Raw genomic sequence first — 17,817 nt, 5'->3', positions numbered from 1 at the left:
GTCCGATCAGCAAAAGCGAACCGACAATCGTGCCTGCCCGAGTCGACTTCGTCCAGCGCCGTGCATCGTGTCGATGAATCGAAGCCCGCTTGGCGCCTGTTGCGAGCGCACGTCAGCCGAAGAACCAGTAGCACACCGCGATCGAGGCGAGAACGCCGGCGAGCTCGGCAAACAGGGCGCAGCCCACCGCATGCCGTGCGCGGCGGACGCCCACGGCACCGAAATAGACAGCAAGCACGTAGAACGTGGTTTCCGTGCTGCCTTGCATGGTGGCCGCGAGCAGAGCGGGGAAGCTGTCGACACCATGCGTGCCCATGGTTTCGATCAGCATCGCCCGCGCGGCACTGCCGGACAGCGGTTTGACCAGGGCGGTCGGCAGGGCGTCGACGAAGCGGGTGTCCCAGCCGGAGCTGGCGACCAGCCAGCGGATTCCGTCGAGGAGGAAATCGAGCGCCCCCGAGGCGCGCAGTACGCCTACCGCGCAAAGCATGGCAACGAGGTAGGGCAGAAGATCCCTGGCGACTTCGAAGCCTTGCCGCGCACCTTCGATGAAGCTCTCGTACACCGGAACCCGGCGCAGCGCCGCGATCACGAGAAACAGGATGATGATGCCGAACAGGACGAGGTTGCCGAGCAGCGATGAGAGTGCCGCCAGCGCAACCGCGGACAAGCTGGCCAGCACGGTGATGAAACCGCCGAGCAGGACGGCGATGCCGGCCAGCCAGGCGATCACGACCGGGTCCCAGAGCTTCAGGCGCTGCACGAAGGCGACGATGAGCAGGCCGGCCAGCGATGAGACGCTGGTAGCGAGCAGGATCGGCAGGAAAACAAGGGTCGGGTCCGGCGCCCCCTGCTGCACGCGATACATGAAGATGGAAACCGGAAGCAGGGTCAGCGACGAAGCATTCATCACGAGGAACAGGATCTGCGCATTGGTCGCGGATTCCGGGCTCGGATTGAGAGTCTGCAATTCGCGCATCGCGCGCAGGCCGATTGGCGTGGCCGCGTTGTCGAGGCCGAGTCCGTTGGCAGCGAAGTTGAGCGTGATCAGGCCGATGGCCGGATGTCCACGCGGGACTTCAGGCATCAGTTGTGCGAACAAGGGACCGAGCCAGCGCGCCAGAACCTTGATCAGGCCGGCCTGCTCGGCGATATGCAGGAAGCCCAGCCACAGGCTCAAGGTGCCAAACAGCAGGATCATCACCTCGACCGACAACCGGGCCATGTCGAACAGGCTGGCGACCATGGCCGCAAACACGGTGTCGTCGCCGCCGGTCAACCAGCGCGCCAGCCCGGCTACGGTGGCGGTCAGGAAAAATCCAAGCCAGAGTTTGTTGAGCATCGGGGCAGCACGGATCCAGTAGCGCAATCGTCACGATACCTGACTGCGTGCAGATCGCGGCGCGCTGGCGCAGATGGACCGGCAGACCTTCTGAATGCCATGACGGTTGTGCCGCTGGATCAGGGTTGACTTGAAGCGTCAACGGCGGCGTTGCATCAAGCACCCCGCAGTCGCACGGCCAGACCCGGAACAGGTGCGACGTGGATCAGACGCCAGGAAGGCTAGTCGTGGCCGATCAACTGGTCGACGTTGGCGCTGAATTCCGCGACGCGGCCGGCATCCAGGCTCTTTCTGAGCAGGCGGCGGAACTCGGGCAACAGTTCGTGCAGCGCCTCGCCGGTCTTGCAACGGTCGATCTTCTGGGTGAACAGGAAGGCGCGCAAGCCGACCTTGGCGTTCAGCACGCTCTTCATGTAGTCGCGCGCTTCCTGCAGGTTTTCGGCGTGGCTGGCCTTGCGCGGAGCAGGCGCCGCAACGTCGGCGCCAACGTGCGCGGTGTCCTCGACGTGCGCTGCCGGCTGCAGATCGGGTGGTGGCGCGGTGATCACGTCTGCAACCGGCGCGGCGACTTCGACATCATTGGCCACCTCGATCATGCCGCTTTGCAGCAGCTCCTCGAGCAAGGTGTCGATTTCGTTGATGGCAGCGAACTGTTTGCGGATTGAACCGACCGAGCGCTCGCCATTGATCGAGATCAGCACCATGCGATGGCGCGGCCCGAGTTTCTGCTTGCGCTCGTCAATTTCCAGGCGGCCGATCGCCGTCTTGACCGGAATTGCGTGCTCGAACATTGGAATCCCCTCTGAATCCGACCAGCATGCTAGGCAATGCGCCAGTTGTTTTAAAGTGTTTTGGCCCGCAGTGACAAAAATGGGCACAGTCTTACCAGCCCGGATCAGCTCTTGCCGCCGGTCTGGTCCTGCTCCCATTCAAACCGGTAGCCGACGCCATAAACGGCAGAAATCGGGTCGTATCCGAGATCCGACAGCTTGCGGCGCAGGTTCTTCACATGGCTGTCGACCGTGCGATCGCTGACCACGCGGTGATCTGCATAAAGCGCGCCAATCAGCTGATCCCGGGAAAAAACGCGGCCGGGTTGAGAGACCAGCTTGCCCAGCAGACGGAATTCGACGGGGGTCAGGCTCAGTGCCTGTCCCAGGACGCGGGCCTCGAAACGGACTTCATCGAGCTCCACCTGAGCGGCCGGCTTCGGCAGGGCCGGATTCGTCCTGCGCAGCACGGCTCGAACCCGGGCCACGACTTCACGCGGACTGAACGGCTTGCAGATGTAGTCATCGGCGCCCAGTTCGAGCCCGAGCAGGCGGTCGATCTCCTCGACCCGGGCGGTGACCAGCAGGATCGGAACCTCGGAGAAACCGCGGATTTCGCGGCAAATGCTCAATCCGTCCAGACCCGGCAGGTTGATATCGAGCAGGATCGCGGACGGCTGGTGCTTGCGAACCCAGTCCACTGCACCGTCGCCACGTTCGAGAACGCTGGTCTCGTAACCGCCTGCAACGAGGTAGTCGCGGATCAGGCTGGCCAGTTTTGGCTCGTCCTCGACGATCAGGATGTGCGACCTGTCGTTCACAAGCGGGTGGCCACAGGGAAATGCACGTTGACGCGCAGGCCGCCCATGCCGGAGTGCTCGGCATCGATATGCCCCCCGTGCGCATGCACGATCGCCTTGCAGATGGCGAGACCCAGACCGGCCCCGCCAGCGCCGCGGTTGCGAGAGGGATCGACGCGATACAGGCGATCGAATACGCGCGGCAAGGCAGCGTCGGGCACGCCCGGCGCGCTGTCCTCGATCCGCAGCCGGATCCGATTGTCGTGCTCGCGCAGTTCGACGCGGACCCGACCCGGCGCATCCGTGTAGCGCCTGCAGTTGCCCAGCAGGTTGTCGACCAGTTGCTCGAGTCGTCGTATGTCTCCGCGCAGCAACGGAACCTCGCGGATGTCGGCCTCGAGGACGAGCCCGGCATCCTCGAAGCTGGTGTTGAGGGCGCTCAGGCTGCCGCGCAGGATGTCGGCAAGATCGACCGGCGCGAACGTGTACTCGAGGGTTCCGGCATCGGCCAGAGACAACTGGTAGAGATCCTCGATCAGATTGCCCATGCGCTCGCACTCGGTGTGCAGCGAATTCAAGGCCTCTGGCGTCACCTCGCGCACACCATCCTGTAGCGCCTGGATCTCGCCGCGCAGAACGCTTAACGGCGTGCGCAATTCATGCGCGATGTCCGCACCCCAGCGTCTGCGCGCATCGCGATGCTGTTCGAGGGTCACCGCGAGATGGTTGAAATCCTGCGCCAGCGCGCCGAGTTCGTCGCGACGGCGATCACCGACGCGCCGACCGTAGTCTCCGGCCGCCAGCGCTCGGGTTCCCGCGGCCAGCTCGCGTACCGGCTCGAGCAGCCAGCGCGCCAGTGCGAACGCAAGCAACAAGGCCAGGGCCAGAATCGCGATACCGGCAACCAGTGCATTGCGCAGCTGTTCGCGGGCAAAGGCCAGATCGGTTGCTCCCCGCAATTGCGGCAACCTGCCGAGATACAAGGTGCCCACCGCGCGCCCGTCGACCTCGATCGGCAGGCGGATCGCATCCTGGCGGACTTCGGGATCGCCGACCACGGGCCGACCCCTGGCGTCGACCAGAAGCAGTCGCGCCAGCAGATTCGCTTCGGCCTGCCGGGCGCGCAGGGCATGCACGCGCGGGGGCACGCGTGGCGGCGGCCGATCACGGTGATCCCCGGGTGGGGGCGGCTCGTCGAAGTCTTCGGGCGGCGGTCGATCAGGAAGCGGCAGTCTGCGGCGCTCACCGGGGCCGCGCCGAAGGCGCCGCAAGTCGGGCTCGAGCAATTCGGCGAACAGCGCTTTGTCGCCTTGAAGAAACTGCCAGCCGCCGTTTTCCTCGTGGGCTTCAGCGAGGCGTCGGGTCGCCGGTTGCAGGCGCTCCAGGGTGACATCCTCGATATAGCCGAGAAAGCCCTTGCGGAAGGCCTGCTGCTGCCAGAACAGGAATCCGGTCAATGCCACGCTGCTGAGCGCGGCAAAGGTCAGGAAAAGGCGTTGCCATAGGCGCAGGTTCATACCCGCACACGATACCGCGTGTGTCGGGGATCGGCGTTCCCTGCGCAAAAAATCCTTTATTCCTGCCTATTCGCTGCGCATTCCCCGCGCAGTCTGCAGCACTGAAGCCATCCGTGGGCGGATTGAAAGATCCCCTCGTCCGCAGCATCCGGACTCTGGCGGCTTCAGTGCAACCCACCCCTACGAGGAATCCCCATGAATACACTTCTCCGCAATACCCTGGCCTCAGGCTTGCTCGCCGCCTTGCTGGTGGCAACGCCCGGCTTCGCCCAGCCGCGCGACAAGCACGCGCCCAGCGCACAAGCACTGGCTTCAGTGCCCGGCCTGACCCAGGCACAACGGGACGACATTCTCCGCATCGAGACCGAACGACAGGCCGAACACAAGGCACTTTGGGAAGCCGAGCGCGCCGCCCACAAGGCGATCAGGGACCAGACCATCGATGAACTGCGTGCCGCGCTGGGCGATGAGGCCTATGCCACCTATGCCGCATGGAAGATGGAGCAACGCGCTGAACGCAGGCACGGCCGACATCACGGCCGCCGCGGTCACGGTGCACCGATGGACGCCGGTGACGACGCGGGCGAACCTTCCGCCGAAGGCTGATTCTTGGCCCAATCCAAAGGGACCGCTGTGACCACGAATCGCAGCGGTCCCCCTGGTTCGATGGCGTCGAACGGGTAGCAGGTCACCAGGATCAGTGCATCGCTGTCGTTCGCCAGTTGCAGATCTTCCTCGCGCGCATCGACGACACGCAGCGACAGGATCTCGTAGCGCCGACTTGATCGACTGTTCTGCAACTCGATGCGGTCGCCGCGTACGAGATCGCGCAGGAAGGAAAAGTGCGTGTCGCGGTGTGCGCTGATCACGCTGGTTCCGGATTCACCCGGCGGCGAACTGGACTCGGCCCAGCCAGGCCCGAAGGCCAGTGTTCTGCCCGAATCACCGCTCAGGACAATCTCGTTGATGGCGAGGCGTTCGACTTTCAGCCGTGCAATCGGCGCCATGTCGGCCCATGGCCAGGGTCTGGAGACGGAGCCGCTTTGCAACCCCTGCTGCCAGGCTCGCTGCAGCAGGATTTGTGCGAGCCCGGCCTTGGCCTGCATGTAGCCGGCGTGAACCAGGGGCACGCAGGCGGCCAGGGTCAGTATCAACGCCACCTGGCGACAGCGATTTCGGTGCTCGAATTTCAGCACCGCTCAGACCGGAATCCAGTCCGCAGCTGCCGGTTCGTCGCGTACGGCGGGTTTGCTGTCGCGCGCGTAGAACATTGCGGGCATCGCAGTCACCCAGGCTTCGCCACCGAGCCACTCGGCGGCGGGTTCGCTGTCTTCGCGACTCAGCCGTGCGGCTGTGTTGGCATCAGGAAAGCGGCTCATGACATCAATCCTCCTTCAGAAGGAATAGCGGGTGCGGTGGATTCCGGCGACGCCGAACAGGCCGGCCAGCGCGAGCAGGCCGAGGCCGACGAGGAATTGCAGTGGGGCCGAAGTCGCGGTCGCGGCGTAGGCGACGCTGCCGGCCGGCGCGCCGTTGGCGATGCGCGTCGAGGCCAGATCGAGCATGTCATCGCGGGCGCGTACCTGTTCGACCGCGATCAGGCTCGTATAGCGGCTGACCAGATGATGGTCGATGGCGAGTTGCAGCACTTCGCTGCGTACGCTCGCCGGATCTGCGCCGCGGTCAATCGACTGCTCGAGACTTTCGATCTTGCGCTGAGCCCAGAGTCGGCCAATGCCGGGCAAGCTGGCGGCGCGATCCAGCGCGAGTGATGCGGCCCAGGGTGCCTGGGTGCCGGTGGCGCGTGCTTCCAGCGAGCCGTTCAGGCTGGACACTCTGGCGACGACGAGCAGGGGTTCGCCCGCGTACAGATCGGGAAGACGCTGCGGATAGCTGTCGGCGATACCGGGCCAGCTCAGGCTCAGATCACGCAGGGCCGGGCGATCGAGCTTGGCGAACAGTTCGTGCATGCGCGCCCTGATGTCGGCCGGGCCGCGGATGACAATCGAAGAGCCGCGTCCCAGCGTGGCGGCACGCTCGATGAACCGGGCGTTCGGTGCACTGCCGATACCGATCGGAAACAGTCGCGATTGGCCAAGATCACGATCGATGAGTTGATACAGGCCGCCTGCGTTGTCGACCGCACCATCGGTGGCGAATACCACCTGACGTACATGGCCGGGCGGAGGTGTTCCCCGGAGTGCGGCTTCAAGCGCCGGTCGCATGGCGGTGCCGCCGGTTGCTTGCAGGCGAGCGACCCAGTCGCGGGCAAGGGCGACATCCGCAGCCGAGGCAGGCACTGCGCCGGCGAACAGCGACTCGGTCGTCGAGTTGAACTGGATCACGTTGAAGCGGTCGATCGGGCGCAACGAACTCAGCGCCAGGTCGAGTGCGGCGCGCGCCTGGGTAATCGATGCGCCGCCCATGGAACCGGAGGTATCGATGACCAGGATCAGTTCGCGCGGCAGCGGATTGGCGAGCTGGCTATCCGGCAGCAACATGACCATGGCGTAGGTTTCGCCGTCGACGGTCTCGGTCAACAGCGCCGATGCGGGTGCCTGTCCGAGTACCGGAACCCAGCTCAGTTCAAAGTCGCGGTCGGCAGGGACCGGGCCGTCGATCAGCGACACCGCATGTCCGGTCGGTTTCTGCGTGATCCTGACGCGATGGGTGGAGCTCTCGATCTTGCTCAGGGCCAGGCCCGAATCCAGATCGATGCGGACATCCACTCTGGGCGCAACCAGCGAATGGTGGTCATCCTGCGTTGTCGAGGGCAGGTCGGCCGTCGCCTGGGGCAGGATGTCTTCGCCGCCCGGGGACGGAAACCGCGGTGTGTAGGTCAGAGGCAGGCTCAGACTGAAGCGATCGTCGCGATAGCTGATCTGCTGCCACCAGCGCACGTCGACCTCGATCGTTTCGCCGGGTCCGACATTGGCCACGGCTGTGCGGAACAGGCCTGCGCGGTCGGATTCGACTAACGCGGCACGCTTGCCGCTGGCCGCGGCCTCGACATACTCGATACGCGCCTGCTCCTTTTCGCGGATCTCGCCGGTGATCAAGCGCTCGCCGATGCGAAGCGTCATGTCGTGCACGGCGGCACCCTCCGGCAAAGGCAACAGGTATTGGGCCTCGACCCAGTCGTTGCTGTCATTGCTGAAGCGTTGACGGATGCTGGCTTCGGCGATGAGCCCGCCGATCTGGTAGTGGACATCGCTGGCCAGCGCAACGAGTTCGAAAGGTTGGCCGTCCCTGGCCGTTGCCTTGATCGTGCCGAATCCGGTATCGGCGCGGGCGCCGGCGATGAAACCGAGCAGCAGCACCAGCACCGCGAAAATCGCGCGCAGGGGTTCGATTCCGCGTTGCAGGTCGGTATTGGTTTCGTTGTTGCCGGTTTTCATCGCTGTCTCCCGTCGGGTTCGATGCCATTCCAGGGGAGCGCGCAGACAGGTCGGGGCGCAGACCGTGTCGGCTTGGCGACGAGTTGTGGCGAATCGCGGGCAATCGATCCCGGCGCATTGCGCGGGCGCCAAAGCGCTGCGTAAGCTGGTTGCCGCCGCCAGTCCGAGCCAGGAGAAAGCCCATGCCACGCAGCATTGCCATCGTCGAAGACGAACCCTTGATCCGGGCCAACTACGTCGAGGCACTGACCCGTGCCGGTTACGAAGTGCGGGGCCACGCCGGTCGCGCGGAAGCCGAGACGGCCTTTGCCCAGCGCATGCCCGAACTGGTCATCATCGACGTCGGTCTCGGCGACGAACCCGAGGGAGGCTTCGACCTGTGCCGCAACCTTCGCGCGAAAGCGCCTACGCTGCCGATCATCTTCCTGACCGCGCGCGATTCGGATTTTGACGTGATTTCAGGCCTGCGCCTTGGCGCCGATGACTACCTCGCCAAGGATGTCTCCTTCCATCAGCTGGCCGCGCGCATCAGCGCGTTGTTCCGCCGCATGGAAGCCCTGCGCAAGCCGACCGCTGCCGACAGCATCCACGAGCAGGGTCCGCTGCGCATCGAATCCGAGCGCATGCGCGTGACCTGGAACGGCGAGGAAGTACCGCTGACCGTCACCGAATTCTGGATGGTGCACACGCTCGTGCGCTTCCCCGGTCACGTGAAAAGCCGCGAGCAACTGATGCGCGATGCCCAGGTCGTGGTCGACGAAGCCACCATCACATCCCACGTCAAGCGCATCCGCCGCAAGTTTATCGCCATCGATCCCGATTTTGACGCGATTGACACCGTCCACGGCGCGGGCTATCGGTGGGTGGATCGGGAGAAGCCGGGAGCGGGGAATCGGGAATAGGGAATAGGGAATAGGTTGGAGCCGGGAGTGGGGAATCGGGAATGGAGAATCGGTGAGAAGCGAAATCGCTACACTTGGTCGCCTCCGCAAGTGTCGGAATGACGACAACGAAAATTTTGACTGAGGAGCAAGCAGTGAATTCCCGCAAGTCCGCTCTACCCATTCCCCATTCCCAATTCCCCATTCCCGGCTCCTAAGTGTCCCTCCGCCTGAAACTCCTTCTCGTTGCGCTATCCACCCTGACCCTGCCCTGGGCCGGTTGGCAATTCGTGCGTCAGACCGAGGCGGTACTGCGCCAGGGCCAGGAGCAGGCCCTGCTTGCCTCGGCGAGTACGCTGGCGCGCGCACTCGATGCACTGGATGTGCATGCACCGCCGGAGGACGCGGCGCTCTATGTACACCAGAGCAGCAGTGCCCTGCGCATCGACGGCTATGCCGACGACTGGCAGGCCTATCGTCCGTATGCACAGGTGTTTGGTGCGGCCGGCGACCCGAATCGTCTGCGCGCGATGCTGGCCGAGGATGCGCAATGGCTCTACCTGTTCGTCGAGGTGCGCGATGTCACCCGGCAACGCGTCGACGCACGCGACAGCGCCGCACAACGCAGCGATCACGTCATTATCGATCTGATCCGCGACGGGCAGTCGCGGCGCTATCTGATCGCCAGCGCGGCACCGGGCAGCTTCGATGCACCGGCGATCTCGGGTGATGGCGGTTTTCCACTGCGCCTGCGTGGCGAATGGCAGGAAGACGGTTCGGGCTATCGCATCGAATTGCGCCTGCCGCGCAGCGACGCTCCCGACCATATCGGATTCTCGGTGCACGATTCCGCGTTGCCCGATTCGACAACGGGCGAGCCGCTGGCCTTGCTCGGCTACAACGAAACCGTGGCAACGGTGCTGGCACGACTGGCCCCGGAGCATGTGCGGGTGCGCGTGGTTTCTGCCGATGGCTGGCTGGTTGCAGCGGGCGGTTCGCTGGATGCCGACGCGCCCAACGAGGAGGAGTTGGGGATGCTGGCAGGGCTGGTCTACCGCTTGCTGCTGGCGCCGGAACCGGCCGAACTGGTCGCCAAGCGCGCAAGCGTGAATGCGTTTGGCGCCGTTGACCCACGCCTGCAGGGCGACGATCTGTGGCAGGCCCTTTCCGGTATCCCGGCCACCGGCTGGCGTGCCACGGACAGCGGTGGCGTGCTGCTGGTGGCAGCGGTGCCCTTGCTCGACGGCAACACCCAGCGCGGTGCCCTGGTGCTCGAGCAGGCGAATCCCGCGTTGCCGATTCTGGCCAATCGCGCGCTGTCGAGTCTGCTCGGCGCAAGTCTGCTCGCGCTGCTCGTCAGCGGTGGCGTATTGCTGCTGTTCGGCGCCGTGCTGAGCTGGCGCATCCGTCGCCTGCGCAACGCGACCGAGCGCGCCATTCGCAACGATGGCCGGCTTGCAGGACCATTGCCCCTGATTCGGTCAGGCGACGAGCTCGGCGATCTGGCCCGAAGTTTTGGACGTCTGTTCGATGAAGTCGCCGCCTACACCGAATACCTGCGCACGCTGGCAGCGAAACTGTCGCACGAGCTGAACACGCCGCTGGCAATCGTGAAGTCCTCGCTCGACAACCTCGACCATCAGAAGATGCCCGACGCCGCCCACGCCTATCTCGACCGCGCTCGTGACGGTGCTGCCAGGCTGGGTGGCATCGTACGTGCGATGAGCGAGTCCAGCCGCGTCGAGCGGGCCATCGCCTCGGCCGACGCCGAGGATTTCGACCTGCGCGCGCTGGTCGCCGGTTGCGCCGAGGGCTACCGCGCGCTGGCGGGCGGGCGCGATCTGCGCGTCGACCTGCCACTCGCCCCGTTGCGCTTCCATGGCGCTCCCGACCTGCTCGCCCAGGCCCTCGACAAGCTGTTCGACAATGCGCGTTCGTTCAGCGCCGAGGACGGCTGGATCGCGATCGGCCTGCGCTCCGACGAACTTGGCGTGCTGCTGACCATGGCGAATAGCGGGCCGCTGCTGCCGCAGGCGATGCAGGAGCGACTGTTCGACTCGCTGGTCAGCCTGCGCGAGCGTTCGATCCGTTCGGCAGGCGAGACCCCGCACCTCGGCCTCGGCCTGCATGTCGTGCGTCTCGTCGCCGAGCTGCACAATGGCCGCGCATCGGCGGCCAATCTCGACGATGGTCGTGGCGTCGAATTCAGCCTGCGCTTGAGCGGCATGCCGCGACGGCGCTTCAGCGAGAGTGATTCGCCATGATTTTTCCGCACGTCTGCGCCACCCTCCTCATGGCCGTGATCCCGGTTTTCGCCGCGGCGGCCGTGCAGCCGGTGACGTCGGGTAGCGGTCTGGACTACCAGGCCGCGGTCGTACGCGCGAGCGGCGACGGTACCCGTATCGTCGTCTTCGAACGTCTCGATGCCTCTCTCAACGGCGATCTTTGGCTGACGCGCTCGAACGACGGGGGCCAGTCGTGGAGCGCGCCGGTGCTGGCCATCGGTAGTGCGCCGAACGAGCGTCATCCGGCTCTCGTCGAGACGTCACCCGGCGCGTTTGCCTTGTTCTACCTCAAGGGCACGAGCTCGGCCTCGACCTACCGGATCTGGCGCGCGACGAGCAGCGACGGCATCAACTTCGCCGAACAGGGCATGCTCGATCTCGGCTGGGCGACGGGTGGCGAGGTCAACCCGCACGTGGTCCGCCACGCCGACGGCACGTTGACGATGAGCTACCAGCGTCTGGGCTCGGGCGGCGTGTATGTCGCCCAGTCGAACGACGGCGGGTTCACCTGGGACGCCCAGCAAACCGCTATCCATGCAAACGGCCAGCTGCCTCGGATCGCCTATCGCGAAAGCGACGGTCTCTACCTGGCCAGCTACCAGACCGGCAGCACGGCGCTGCAGATGTGGGTCAAGACGACCACCAACCTGCGCGACTGGAGTGCGCCGGCGCAGGCATTCGCCGCGACCGGCAACAACCACGATTCGCTGCCGGTGGTGTTGGCCGACGACGCGTTCGTGCTGTTCTGGATCCGCGAAGTCGCGGGTCAGTTCGACATTGCCGCGCGCCGCTCAGCCGACGGGGCGAACTGGAGCGAGGACATCGTCGTGACCGCGAGCGCCGGCGAGAACGACGTCGAACCGCACCCGCTCGTCGGTGCCTCGCCCGGCGTCGTCGAACTCTACTGGGGCCGCGAGATGCCGCTGGGCAGCAACGACTACGACATCGTCCGCGATGCGGCCGTGGTCCTCGTCGACGCGCTTTTCATGGACGGCTTCGACGACACCGCCAGCCAGTAACCCGGCGCCGACCTACGCGGCGCGGTGGCCGGGCCTCCGATCACCCGGGACCCACGTGCCAGCGTGCTCGATCCCGTGTTCGTCGGCGGTTTCGACGACAGGTGCGCCCCGAATCGCGCTGTCTCATCAGGATGCGAACTGGTATCTTCTCGGGCCGCTCGCCTTCGAAGATCCCGAGTCGTGATCAGCCAGGACGAATTCAACGCGCTCGCCGCCGTGGGCTACAACCGCATTCCGGTCGCGCGCGAGGTGCTGTCGGATCTCGATACGCCGCTGTCGGTCTACCTGAAGCTGGCCGACGGCCCCTACGCCTATCTGTTCGAATCCGTGCAGGGTGGCGAGAACTGGGGGCGTCATTCGATCATCGGCCTGCCGTGCCGGCGCGTCTATTCGCTGCGCGGACACACGCTCTCCGTCGAGGAGCTCGGCGAGGTCGTCGAAACGCGTGAACTGGCGGATCCGCTTGCAGGGATTGATGCGCTCCGTCAGCAGTATCGCGTCCCGCAGTTGCCCGACATGCCGGCGTTCTCCGGGGGGCTCGTAGGCTATTTCGGTTTCGAGACGATTGGCTGGATCGAACCGCGCTTCAGGATGGACGACAAACCTGATCAGCTCGGTACCCCCGACGCGCTGCTCATGCTCAGCGAGGAGGTTGCCGTGTTCGACAACCTCAAGGGTCGCCTCTACCTGATCGTGCATGCCGATCCGTCGCAGCCGCAAGCCTACGCCCAGGCCTGCCGGCGCCTCGATCAGTTGTCGTTCCGCCTGCGCCATTCCGGTTCGAGCTATCCGGAAACGCTGGATCCGAAGCCGCTGGACGAAGCGGATTTCGTTTCCGGATTCACCCGAGAAGGCTTCGAGGATGCCGTGCGTCGCGCCAAGGAATACATCCGCGCCGGCGACATCTTCCAGGTCGTGCTGTCGCAACGGCTGAGCGTGCCGTTCCGCGCACGGCCGGTCGATGTCTATCGCGCGCTGCGCTCACTGAATCCATCGCCCTACATGTACTTCATCGATCTCGGCGCGACCCAGATCGTCGGTTCGTCACCGGAAATCCTCGTCCGCCAGCAGCATGGCAAGGTGGTCCTGCGGCCCCTGGCCGGGACTCGGCCGCGCGGCAAGACGGTCGAGGAAGATCTTGCCCTCGAGGCCGAACTGCTCGCTGATCCCAAAGAGCGCGCCGAGCACCTGATGCTGATTGACCTGGGCCGCAACGATGTCGGCAGGGTCAGCAAGACCGGTACGGTCAAGCTCACCGACAGTTTCGTCGTCGAACGCTACTCGCACGTCATGCATATCGTCAGCCAGGTCGAAGGAGAGCTCGATGCGGGCTTGAGCAGCATGGATGTGCTCAAGGCATCGTTCCCGGCCGGCACGGTCAGTGGCGCGCCGAAGATCCGCGCTCTCGAAGTCATTCGCGAGCTCGAGCCGATCAAGCGCAATATCTACGCGGGTGCGATCGGCTACATCGGCTGGGCCGGCGACACCGATACGGCGATTGCGATCCGTACCGCGGTGATTCAGGACGGTCGCCTGCACGTGCAGGCCGGCGCCGGCATCGTCTTCGATTCGGATCCGACCACGGAATGGGAGGAGACCATGAACAAGGGTCGCGCACTCTTCCGCGCCGTGGCCAATGCGGCGAGCGGGCTGTAACCAGCAGCCGGGAATCTTCAGGCCTCATTCGCATGTTCACGCAGGGTGCTTGATCTGGCCTGGGCCACAAGCCGATACGGGGCGCGCGCTTCGAGGGCTTGATGCGCGTTGCTGCACCGTTGTTGATTTCTTCCGCAATGCCCGGCGCTTGCTATAGTGAAATCCACGCGCGACACGCGCACGCACTGCAGGGAGGTTTGATGCCGCACCACACGCCGCTGATTGCGATGCTGGTTGGCGGAATCTGCCTGGCCTTCGTGTTCGGCATGCTGGCGCAACGGGTCAGGCTCTCGCCCTTGTTCGGCTATCTGGTTGCCGGCGTCGTCGTCGGTCCGTTCACGCCCGGTTTCGTTGCCGATTCGGCGATCGCCCAGCAACTGTCGGAAATCGGCGTGATCCTGCTGATGTTCGGCGTCGGTCTGCACTTTTCGATTGGCGATCTGTGGTCGGTGCGCAAGATCGTCATTCCGGGCGCACTGTTCCAGGTCATTGTCGCGACCAGCCTCGGCATGCTGCTGGGTTGGCTGATGGGCTGGAATTGGGGGTCCGGCCTGATCTTCGGCGTATGCCTTTCGGTGGCGAGTACGGTGGTCCTGTTGCGCGCCCTCGAGGAACGCCGACTGCTGGAAACCCATCGCGGCCGTATCGCGATTGGCTGGCTGATCGTCGAGGACCTCTTGATGGTACTCGTATTGGTCATGCTGCCGCCGCTGGCTGGCGTGCTTGGTGGCGAGTCTGTGCATGAGGGCTCGCCGGATGGATTGCTCAGGACGCTCGGCTGGACCCTCGGCAAGGTCGCCGTCTTCATCGCCTTGATGCTTGCCATTGGCCGCCGCGTAATTCCGTGGATGCTCGAGCGCACCGCAAGTATCGGTTCGCGCGAGCTGTTCACCCTGGCGGTGCTGGCCATCGCACTCGGCGTGGCCTATGTTTCAGCAGCCATTTTCGAAGTGTCGTTTGCGCTCGGTGCGTTCCTTGCCGGGGTCATGCTCAACGAATCCAAACTCAGCCATCAGGCGGCCAGTGATTCGCTGCCGATGCGGGATGCGTTCGCCGTGCTGTTCTTCGTATCCGTGGGCATGCTGTTCGATCCGCATATCCTGATCGAGCAGCCGCTGGCCATCCTGGCAACGTTCCTTATCATCGTGCTCGGCAATTCGTTCTGCGGCTTCATCGTCACGCGGACTTTCCGCGAGCCCCTGCAGACCCAATTGACCCTGGCGACGGGGCTGGCCCAGATCGGCGAGTTCTCGTTCATCCTCGCCGCGCTTGCGGTCAGTCTCGGCCTGCTCAGCGAAGATGCGCGCAACCTGATCCTCGCCGCGGCGCTGCTCTCGATCATTGCCAATCCGATGCTGTTCGTCCTCTTCGACCGCTGGTCGAAGCGCCACGAGGCCGAAATCCATGAAGCCGCCGAGCGCTCCCTGAACGAAAGCGAGGACGACATCCTGCCCGATCGTGCTGCCATACCTGCAAGCAACCACATCATCCTGGTTGGCTACGGGCAGGTGGGCTCGCGCGTCGCCCGATCGTTGCATGAACACGATATGCCCCTGGTGCTGATCGACTCCGACAGGGAGCACTGCGTCGAGGCGCGCAAGCTCGGCATCCCGTGCATCTTCGGCAATGCCGTATCGACCGAGGTTCTGGACGACGCCAACCTGACCACGGCGCGTGCCCTGCTGGTCGCGATCTCGCAGGCACTGCAAGCGGGACCGATCATCAAGCTCGCCCGCGAAGCCAATCCCGGTCTCGCCATTCTGGCCCGGGCCCACTCCGACGAAGAAGTCATCTATCTGCACAAGGCCGGCGCCGACGCCACGATCATGGGCGAGAGCGAAATCGCCCGCAGCATGTGCGATTCGGTGGAGTCACTGGTTCGACTGGCGCAGCGCCTCGAGGCCGCCAACAAGCCGCCTGCGGGCGACGACCCGACCCACGAGACTCCACAAATCGCCTGAACTCAGCGTGTCAGCCAGCCGGCAAGCAGGCGTGTCAGGCGGGGCATGATCTGATACACCACCAGGATCACGATGAGGGCGACAGCGATAAACCCGTCGACATGGCGGCCGCCCAACCAGGGGATCGCTGCGAGCACGAATCCGAGCAAGGCCGGAACGATGACGGTGAGCGGATAGATCACCATCAGGGTCAACAGTGCCTGCTTCCAGCGGACTGGCGCTTTCGAGCCTGCCGCAACCGGGGTGAACCAGAACGCGGCACCGATGTGCACGTCCAGCGTGTCGGGCGCGACCAGCAGGTCTGCAATTTCCGCGACCAGTCGCTTGCGCCGATCCGACCGCGCCCAGTCTTCCAGATGCTCGATCGTGTCGAAGCGCAGAACGATCGTGTACGGCTGATCGAGGTCGGCGGGCCGGATCACGTTGGCTCCGAGATGGCCCGGAAAACTCTGCGAGACCGGCATGATCCGCCCCAGCCATCGTTCGTATTCCTCCGTCCTGCCGTGCGCGACCCAATGCTGGATGACCAGGGTGGCAAGTTCCTCGGGGCGGGGCAGCGGTGGGGTCGACATGGTGCAAGTCTCCATTGCGGATGGCGCTTCTCGCAGAACCCTCTGCTATTGACGGTACCGACGAAGGAATTGCGACAGTGGGGAGCCCGCGCACGGGGGCATGCTGCGAACGGTGGTGAAGACGACGGGGAAGTAGCGGTTCCTGCGCAGAATCAGGTTGCTGCCGCATGCATCGCAAGCTCGAACGAGCGCACTCTGGCGGCATGTTCGAAGATGTTCGCGGTCAACAGCAACTCGTCCGGTCGGTGATTTTCCACGAAGGACTGGATACCGGCACGCACAGTCTCGCTTGAGCCGACCACGGCACAGGCCAGCGCCTGGTCAACGCCGGCTTTCTCGACCGGGCTGCACCAATCGTTGATCGCGGCGGCGCTGTCCAGAGGCGGCGGGACGAGGCCGGGGCTGCCGCGTCGCAGCCGAACGAAGGCTTGCTGCTGCGTGGTGAACAGGCGCCCCGCTTCTTCATCGGTTTCGGCGACGACGACATTCAGGGCCAGCATCACATGCGGACGGGACAGGCGTGCAGAAGGGCGAAACTCGCGTCGGTAGGTGTCCACTGCCTCGACCAGCTGGGCCGGCGCGAAATGCGAGGCAAAGGCGTACGGCAGTCCAAGCACGGCGGCGAGTCTGGCGCCAAACAGGCTCGAACCGAGTATCCAGACCTCGACCTCGAGGCCGGCACCCGGAACGGCGCGGACAGCCTGTCCCGGCGTGGCCGGTTCGAAATAGCCCAGCAACTCGACCACGTCGGCAGGAAATTCGTTGGCATTTTCATAGTAACGACGCAGGGCGCGCGTGGCGGCCTGATCGGTACCGGGCGCGCGGCCAAGTCCGAGATCGATGCGACCCGGATACAGCGATGCGAGCGTGCCGAACTGCTCGGCCACCTGCAACGGCGCATGGTTGGGCAGCATGATGCCGCCGGCACCGACGCGAATGTCCGATGTGCCGCCGGCCACATGTCCGATCAACACGGCCGTTGCCGCGCTGGCAATCCCCGGCATGTTGTGGTGCTCGGCCAGCCAGTAGCGGCGGTACCCCAGCCGCTCTGCATGGCGCGCGAGATCGAGCGTATTGGCGAAGGTCTGCGCGGCATGGCTGCCTTCGGTGACCGGCGCAAGATCGAGTATGGAAAGCGGTATCACGAAAGGGACCTCGGCGCGTGCCATTGAACGGTGAGTGGATCAGGTTGCGCAGACAGCGGCTGGATAGAAGATTGCAGGCCACGAATCGGCCGTGCCGCCCTTGCTGCACCGCTCGATGCGATCCGCACCGTTGCGTTTCGAGCGGGCTGCTCAACGAGGTGGTGGCGGTCGGCTCGGTTGCAAGTCTGTTGCACCGAATGTCCCTGCTCACGGCAGGCGCTTGCAGTGCAAGAATGCCGGCAATCGATCGGACAGGCTTGCCGGCGTTTCCCGGCCAAGGCCGGTGAACCCGTCTCGAGACAGTGCCGGGCAGGATCGAGGCGAGCCCCCAGGATTTGAATGCGCTTGCGGGCGGCAACCCGAACCGGATGTCCGATTTCCGGTCGAGCCGTGCCCGGTCCACTGCTGCACGGCCAAGCCGGTCAATTGCGGATCGGCATCCGCACGGTCAAACTGCATGCTCCTGGAAGG

General features: G+C 64.8%; 16 protein-coding genes. 6 read left to right on the top strand and 10 right to left on the bottom strand.

All coding sequences use genetic code 11. The features are described 5' to 3' along the window. Nucleotides 1–112 precede the first annotated feature (112 nt). From R3F00_RS00080 to R3F00_RS00065, 4 genes are all read right to left on the bottom strand, one after another. Nucleotides 113–1,342: a nucleoside recognition domain-containing protein gene (locus R3F00_RS00080; RefSeq protein WP_371279645.1), complete on the bottom strand. Its 1,230-nt coding sequence runs from the start codon at nt 1,340–1,342 to the stop codon at nt 113–115. A gap of 221 nt (nt 1,343–1,563) precedes the next feature. Next, entirely contained in the window at nt 1,564–2,133 is a 570-nt protein-coding gene (locus tag R3F00_RS00075) for a hypothetical protein (RefSeq protein ID WP_371279644.1), read from the bottom strand. A 104-nt stretch (nt 2,134–2,237) separates the two neighbouring features. Continuing rightward, nucleotides 2,238–2,933 carry a response regulator gene (locus R3F00_RS00070; RefSeq protein WP_371279643.1) on the bottom strand — a complete coding sequence of 232 codons (696 nt, stop codon included), beginning with the start codon at nt 2,931–2,933 and terminating at the stop codon, nt 2,238–2,240. Further along, nucleotides 2,930–4,429 carry an ATP-binding protein gene (locus tag R3F00_RS00065; protein WP_371279642.1) on the bottom strand — a complete coding sequence of 500 codons (1,500 nt, stop codon included), beginning with the start codon at nt 4,427–4,429 and terminating at the stop codon, nt 2,930–2,932. Before R3F00_RS00065 ends, R3F00_RS00070 begins: the two co-directional genes overlap by 4 nt. A 195-nt stretch (nt 4,430–4,624) precedes the next feature. Between R3F00_RS00065 and R3F00_RS00060 the strand changes: the two genes are divergently transcribed. Then, nucleotides 4,625–5,035, top strand: coding sequence for a hypothetical protein (locus tag R3F00_RS00060; protein ID WP_371279641.1), 411 nt, complete (start codon nt 4,625–4,627; stop codon nt 5,033–5,035). Here R3F00_RS00060 and R3F00_RS00055 read toward each other — a convergent pair. From R3F00_RS00055 to R3F00_RS00045, 3 genes are read right to left on the bottom strand one after another with little or no spacing between them, the layout of a single operon-like run. Further along, complete coding sequence (locus tag R3F00_RS00055; RefSeq protein ID WP_371279640.1) at nt 4,978–5,625, bottom strand: class GN sortase; 648 nt, start codon at nt 5,623–5,625, stop codon at nt 4,978–4,980. The genes R3F00_RS00060 and R3F00_RS00055 overlap by 58 nt on opposite strands. 3 nt (nt 5,626–5,628) lie before the next feature. After that, nucleotides 5,629–5,808, bottom strand: a complete 180-nt coding sequence (locus tag R3F00_RS00050) for a hypothetical protein (protein ID WP_371279639.1) — start codon at nt 5,806–5,808, stop codon at nt 5,629–5,631. Between the two features lie 15 nt (nt 5,809–5,823). Next, nucleotides 5,824–7,827: a marine proteobacterial sortase target protein gene (locus R3F00_RS00045; RefSeq protein WP_371279638.1), complete on the bottom strand. Its 2,004-nt coding sequence runs from the start codon at nt 7,825–7,827 to the stop codon at nt 5,824–5,826. Between the two features lie 182 nt (nt 7,828–8,009). Between R3F00_RS00045 and pdsR the strand changes: the two genes are divergently transcribed. The 5 genes from pdsR to ybaL all read left to right on the top strand — a co-directional run bounded on the left by pdsR (nt 8,010) and on the right by ybaL (nt 15,629). Then, nucleotides 8,010–8,729, top strand: a complete 720-nt coding sequence (gene pdsR, locus R3F00_RS00040) for a proteobacterial dedicated sortase system response regulator (protein ID WP_371279637.1) — start codon at nt 8,010–8,012, stop codon at nt 8,727–8,729. A gap of 197 nt (nt 8,730–8,926) precedes the next feature. Further along, nucleotides 8,927–10,972 carry an ATP-binding protein gene (locus R3F00_RS00035; RefSeq protein ID WP_371279636.1) on the top strand — a complete coding sequence of 682 codons (2,046 nt, stop codon included), beginning with the start codon at nt 8,927–8,929 and terminating at the stop codon, nt 10,970–10,972. After that, nucleotides 10,969–12,012, top strand: a complete 1,044-nt coding sequence (locus R3F00_RS00030; RefSeq protein ID WP_371279635.1) for a sialidase family protein — start codon at nt 10,969–10,971, stop codon at nt 12,010–12,012. Before R3F00_RS00035 ends, R3F00_RS00030 begins: the two co-directional genes overlap by 4 nt. Before the next feature lie 180 nt (nt 12,013–12,192). Further along, nucleotides 12,193–13,668 carry an anthranilate synthase component I gene (gene trpE, locus R3F00_RS00025; protein ID WP_371279634.1) on the top strand — a complete coding sequence of 492 codons (1,476 nt, stop codon included), beginning with the start codon at nt 12,193–12,195 and terminating at the stop codon, nt 13,666–13,668. A 200-nt stretch (nt 13,669–13,868) separates the two neighbouring features. Further along, the gene (gene ybaL / locus R3F00_RS00020) at nt 13,869–15,629 is read left to right on the top strand and encodes a YbaL family putative K(+) efflux transporter (RefSeq protein ID WP_371279633.1); all 1,761 of its coding nucleotides are present in this window, start codon (nt 13,869–13,871) and stop codon (nt 15,627–15,629) included. A 2-nt stretch (nt 15,630–15,631) separates the two neighbouring features. On the opposite strand, the gene R3F00_RS00015 is transcribed toward ybaL, so the two are convergent. From R3F00_RS00015 to R3F00_RS00005, 3 genes are all read right to left on the bottom strand, one after another. Next, complete coding sequence (locus tag R3F00_RS00015) at nt 15,632–16,201, bottom strand: antibiotic biosynthesis monooxygenase (protein WP_371279632.1); 570 nt, start codon at nt 16,199–16,201, stop codon at nt 15,632–15,634. Between the two features lie 152 nt (nt 16,202–16,353). Then, nucleotides 16,354–17,346: an LLM class flavin-dependent oxidoreductase gene (locus R3F00_RS00010; protein WP_371280020.1), complete on the bottom strand. Its 993-nt coding sequence runs from the start codon at nt 17,344–17,346 to the stop codon at nt 16,354–16,356. A 207-nt stretch (nt 17,347–17,553) separates the two neighbouring features. Then, a partial coding sequence (locus R3F00_RS00005; protein ID WP_371279631.1) for a hypothetical protein occupies nt 17,554–17,817 on the bottom strand: 264 nt, incomplete at its 5' end.

This window comes from Dokdonella sp. (assembly GCF_041395345.1).
Taxonomy (GTDB): domain Bacteria; phylum Pseudomonadota; class Gammaproteobacteria; order Xanthomonadales; family Rhodanobacteraceae; genus Dokdonella.
This window is presented reverse-complemented; position numbering and strand designations above follow the sequence as displayed.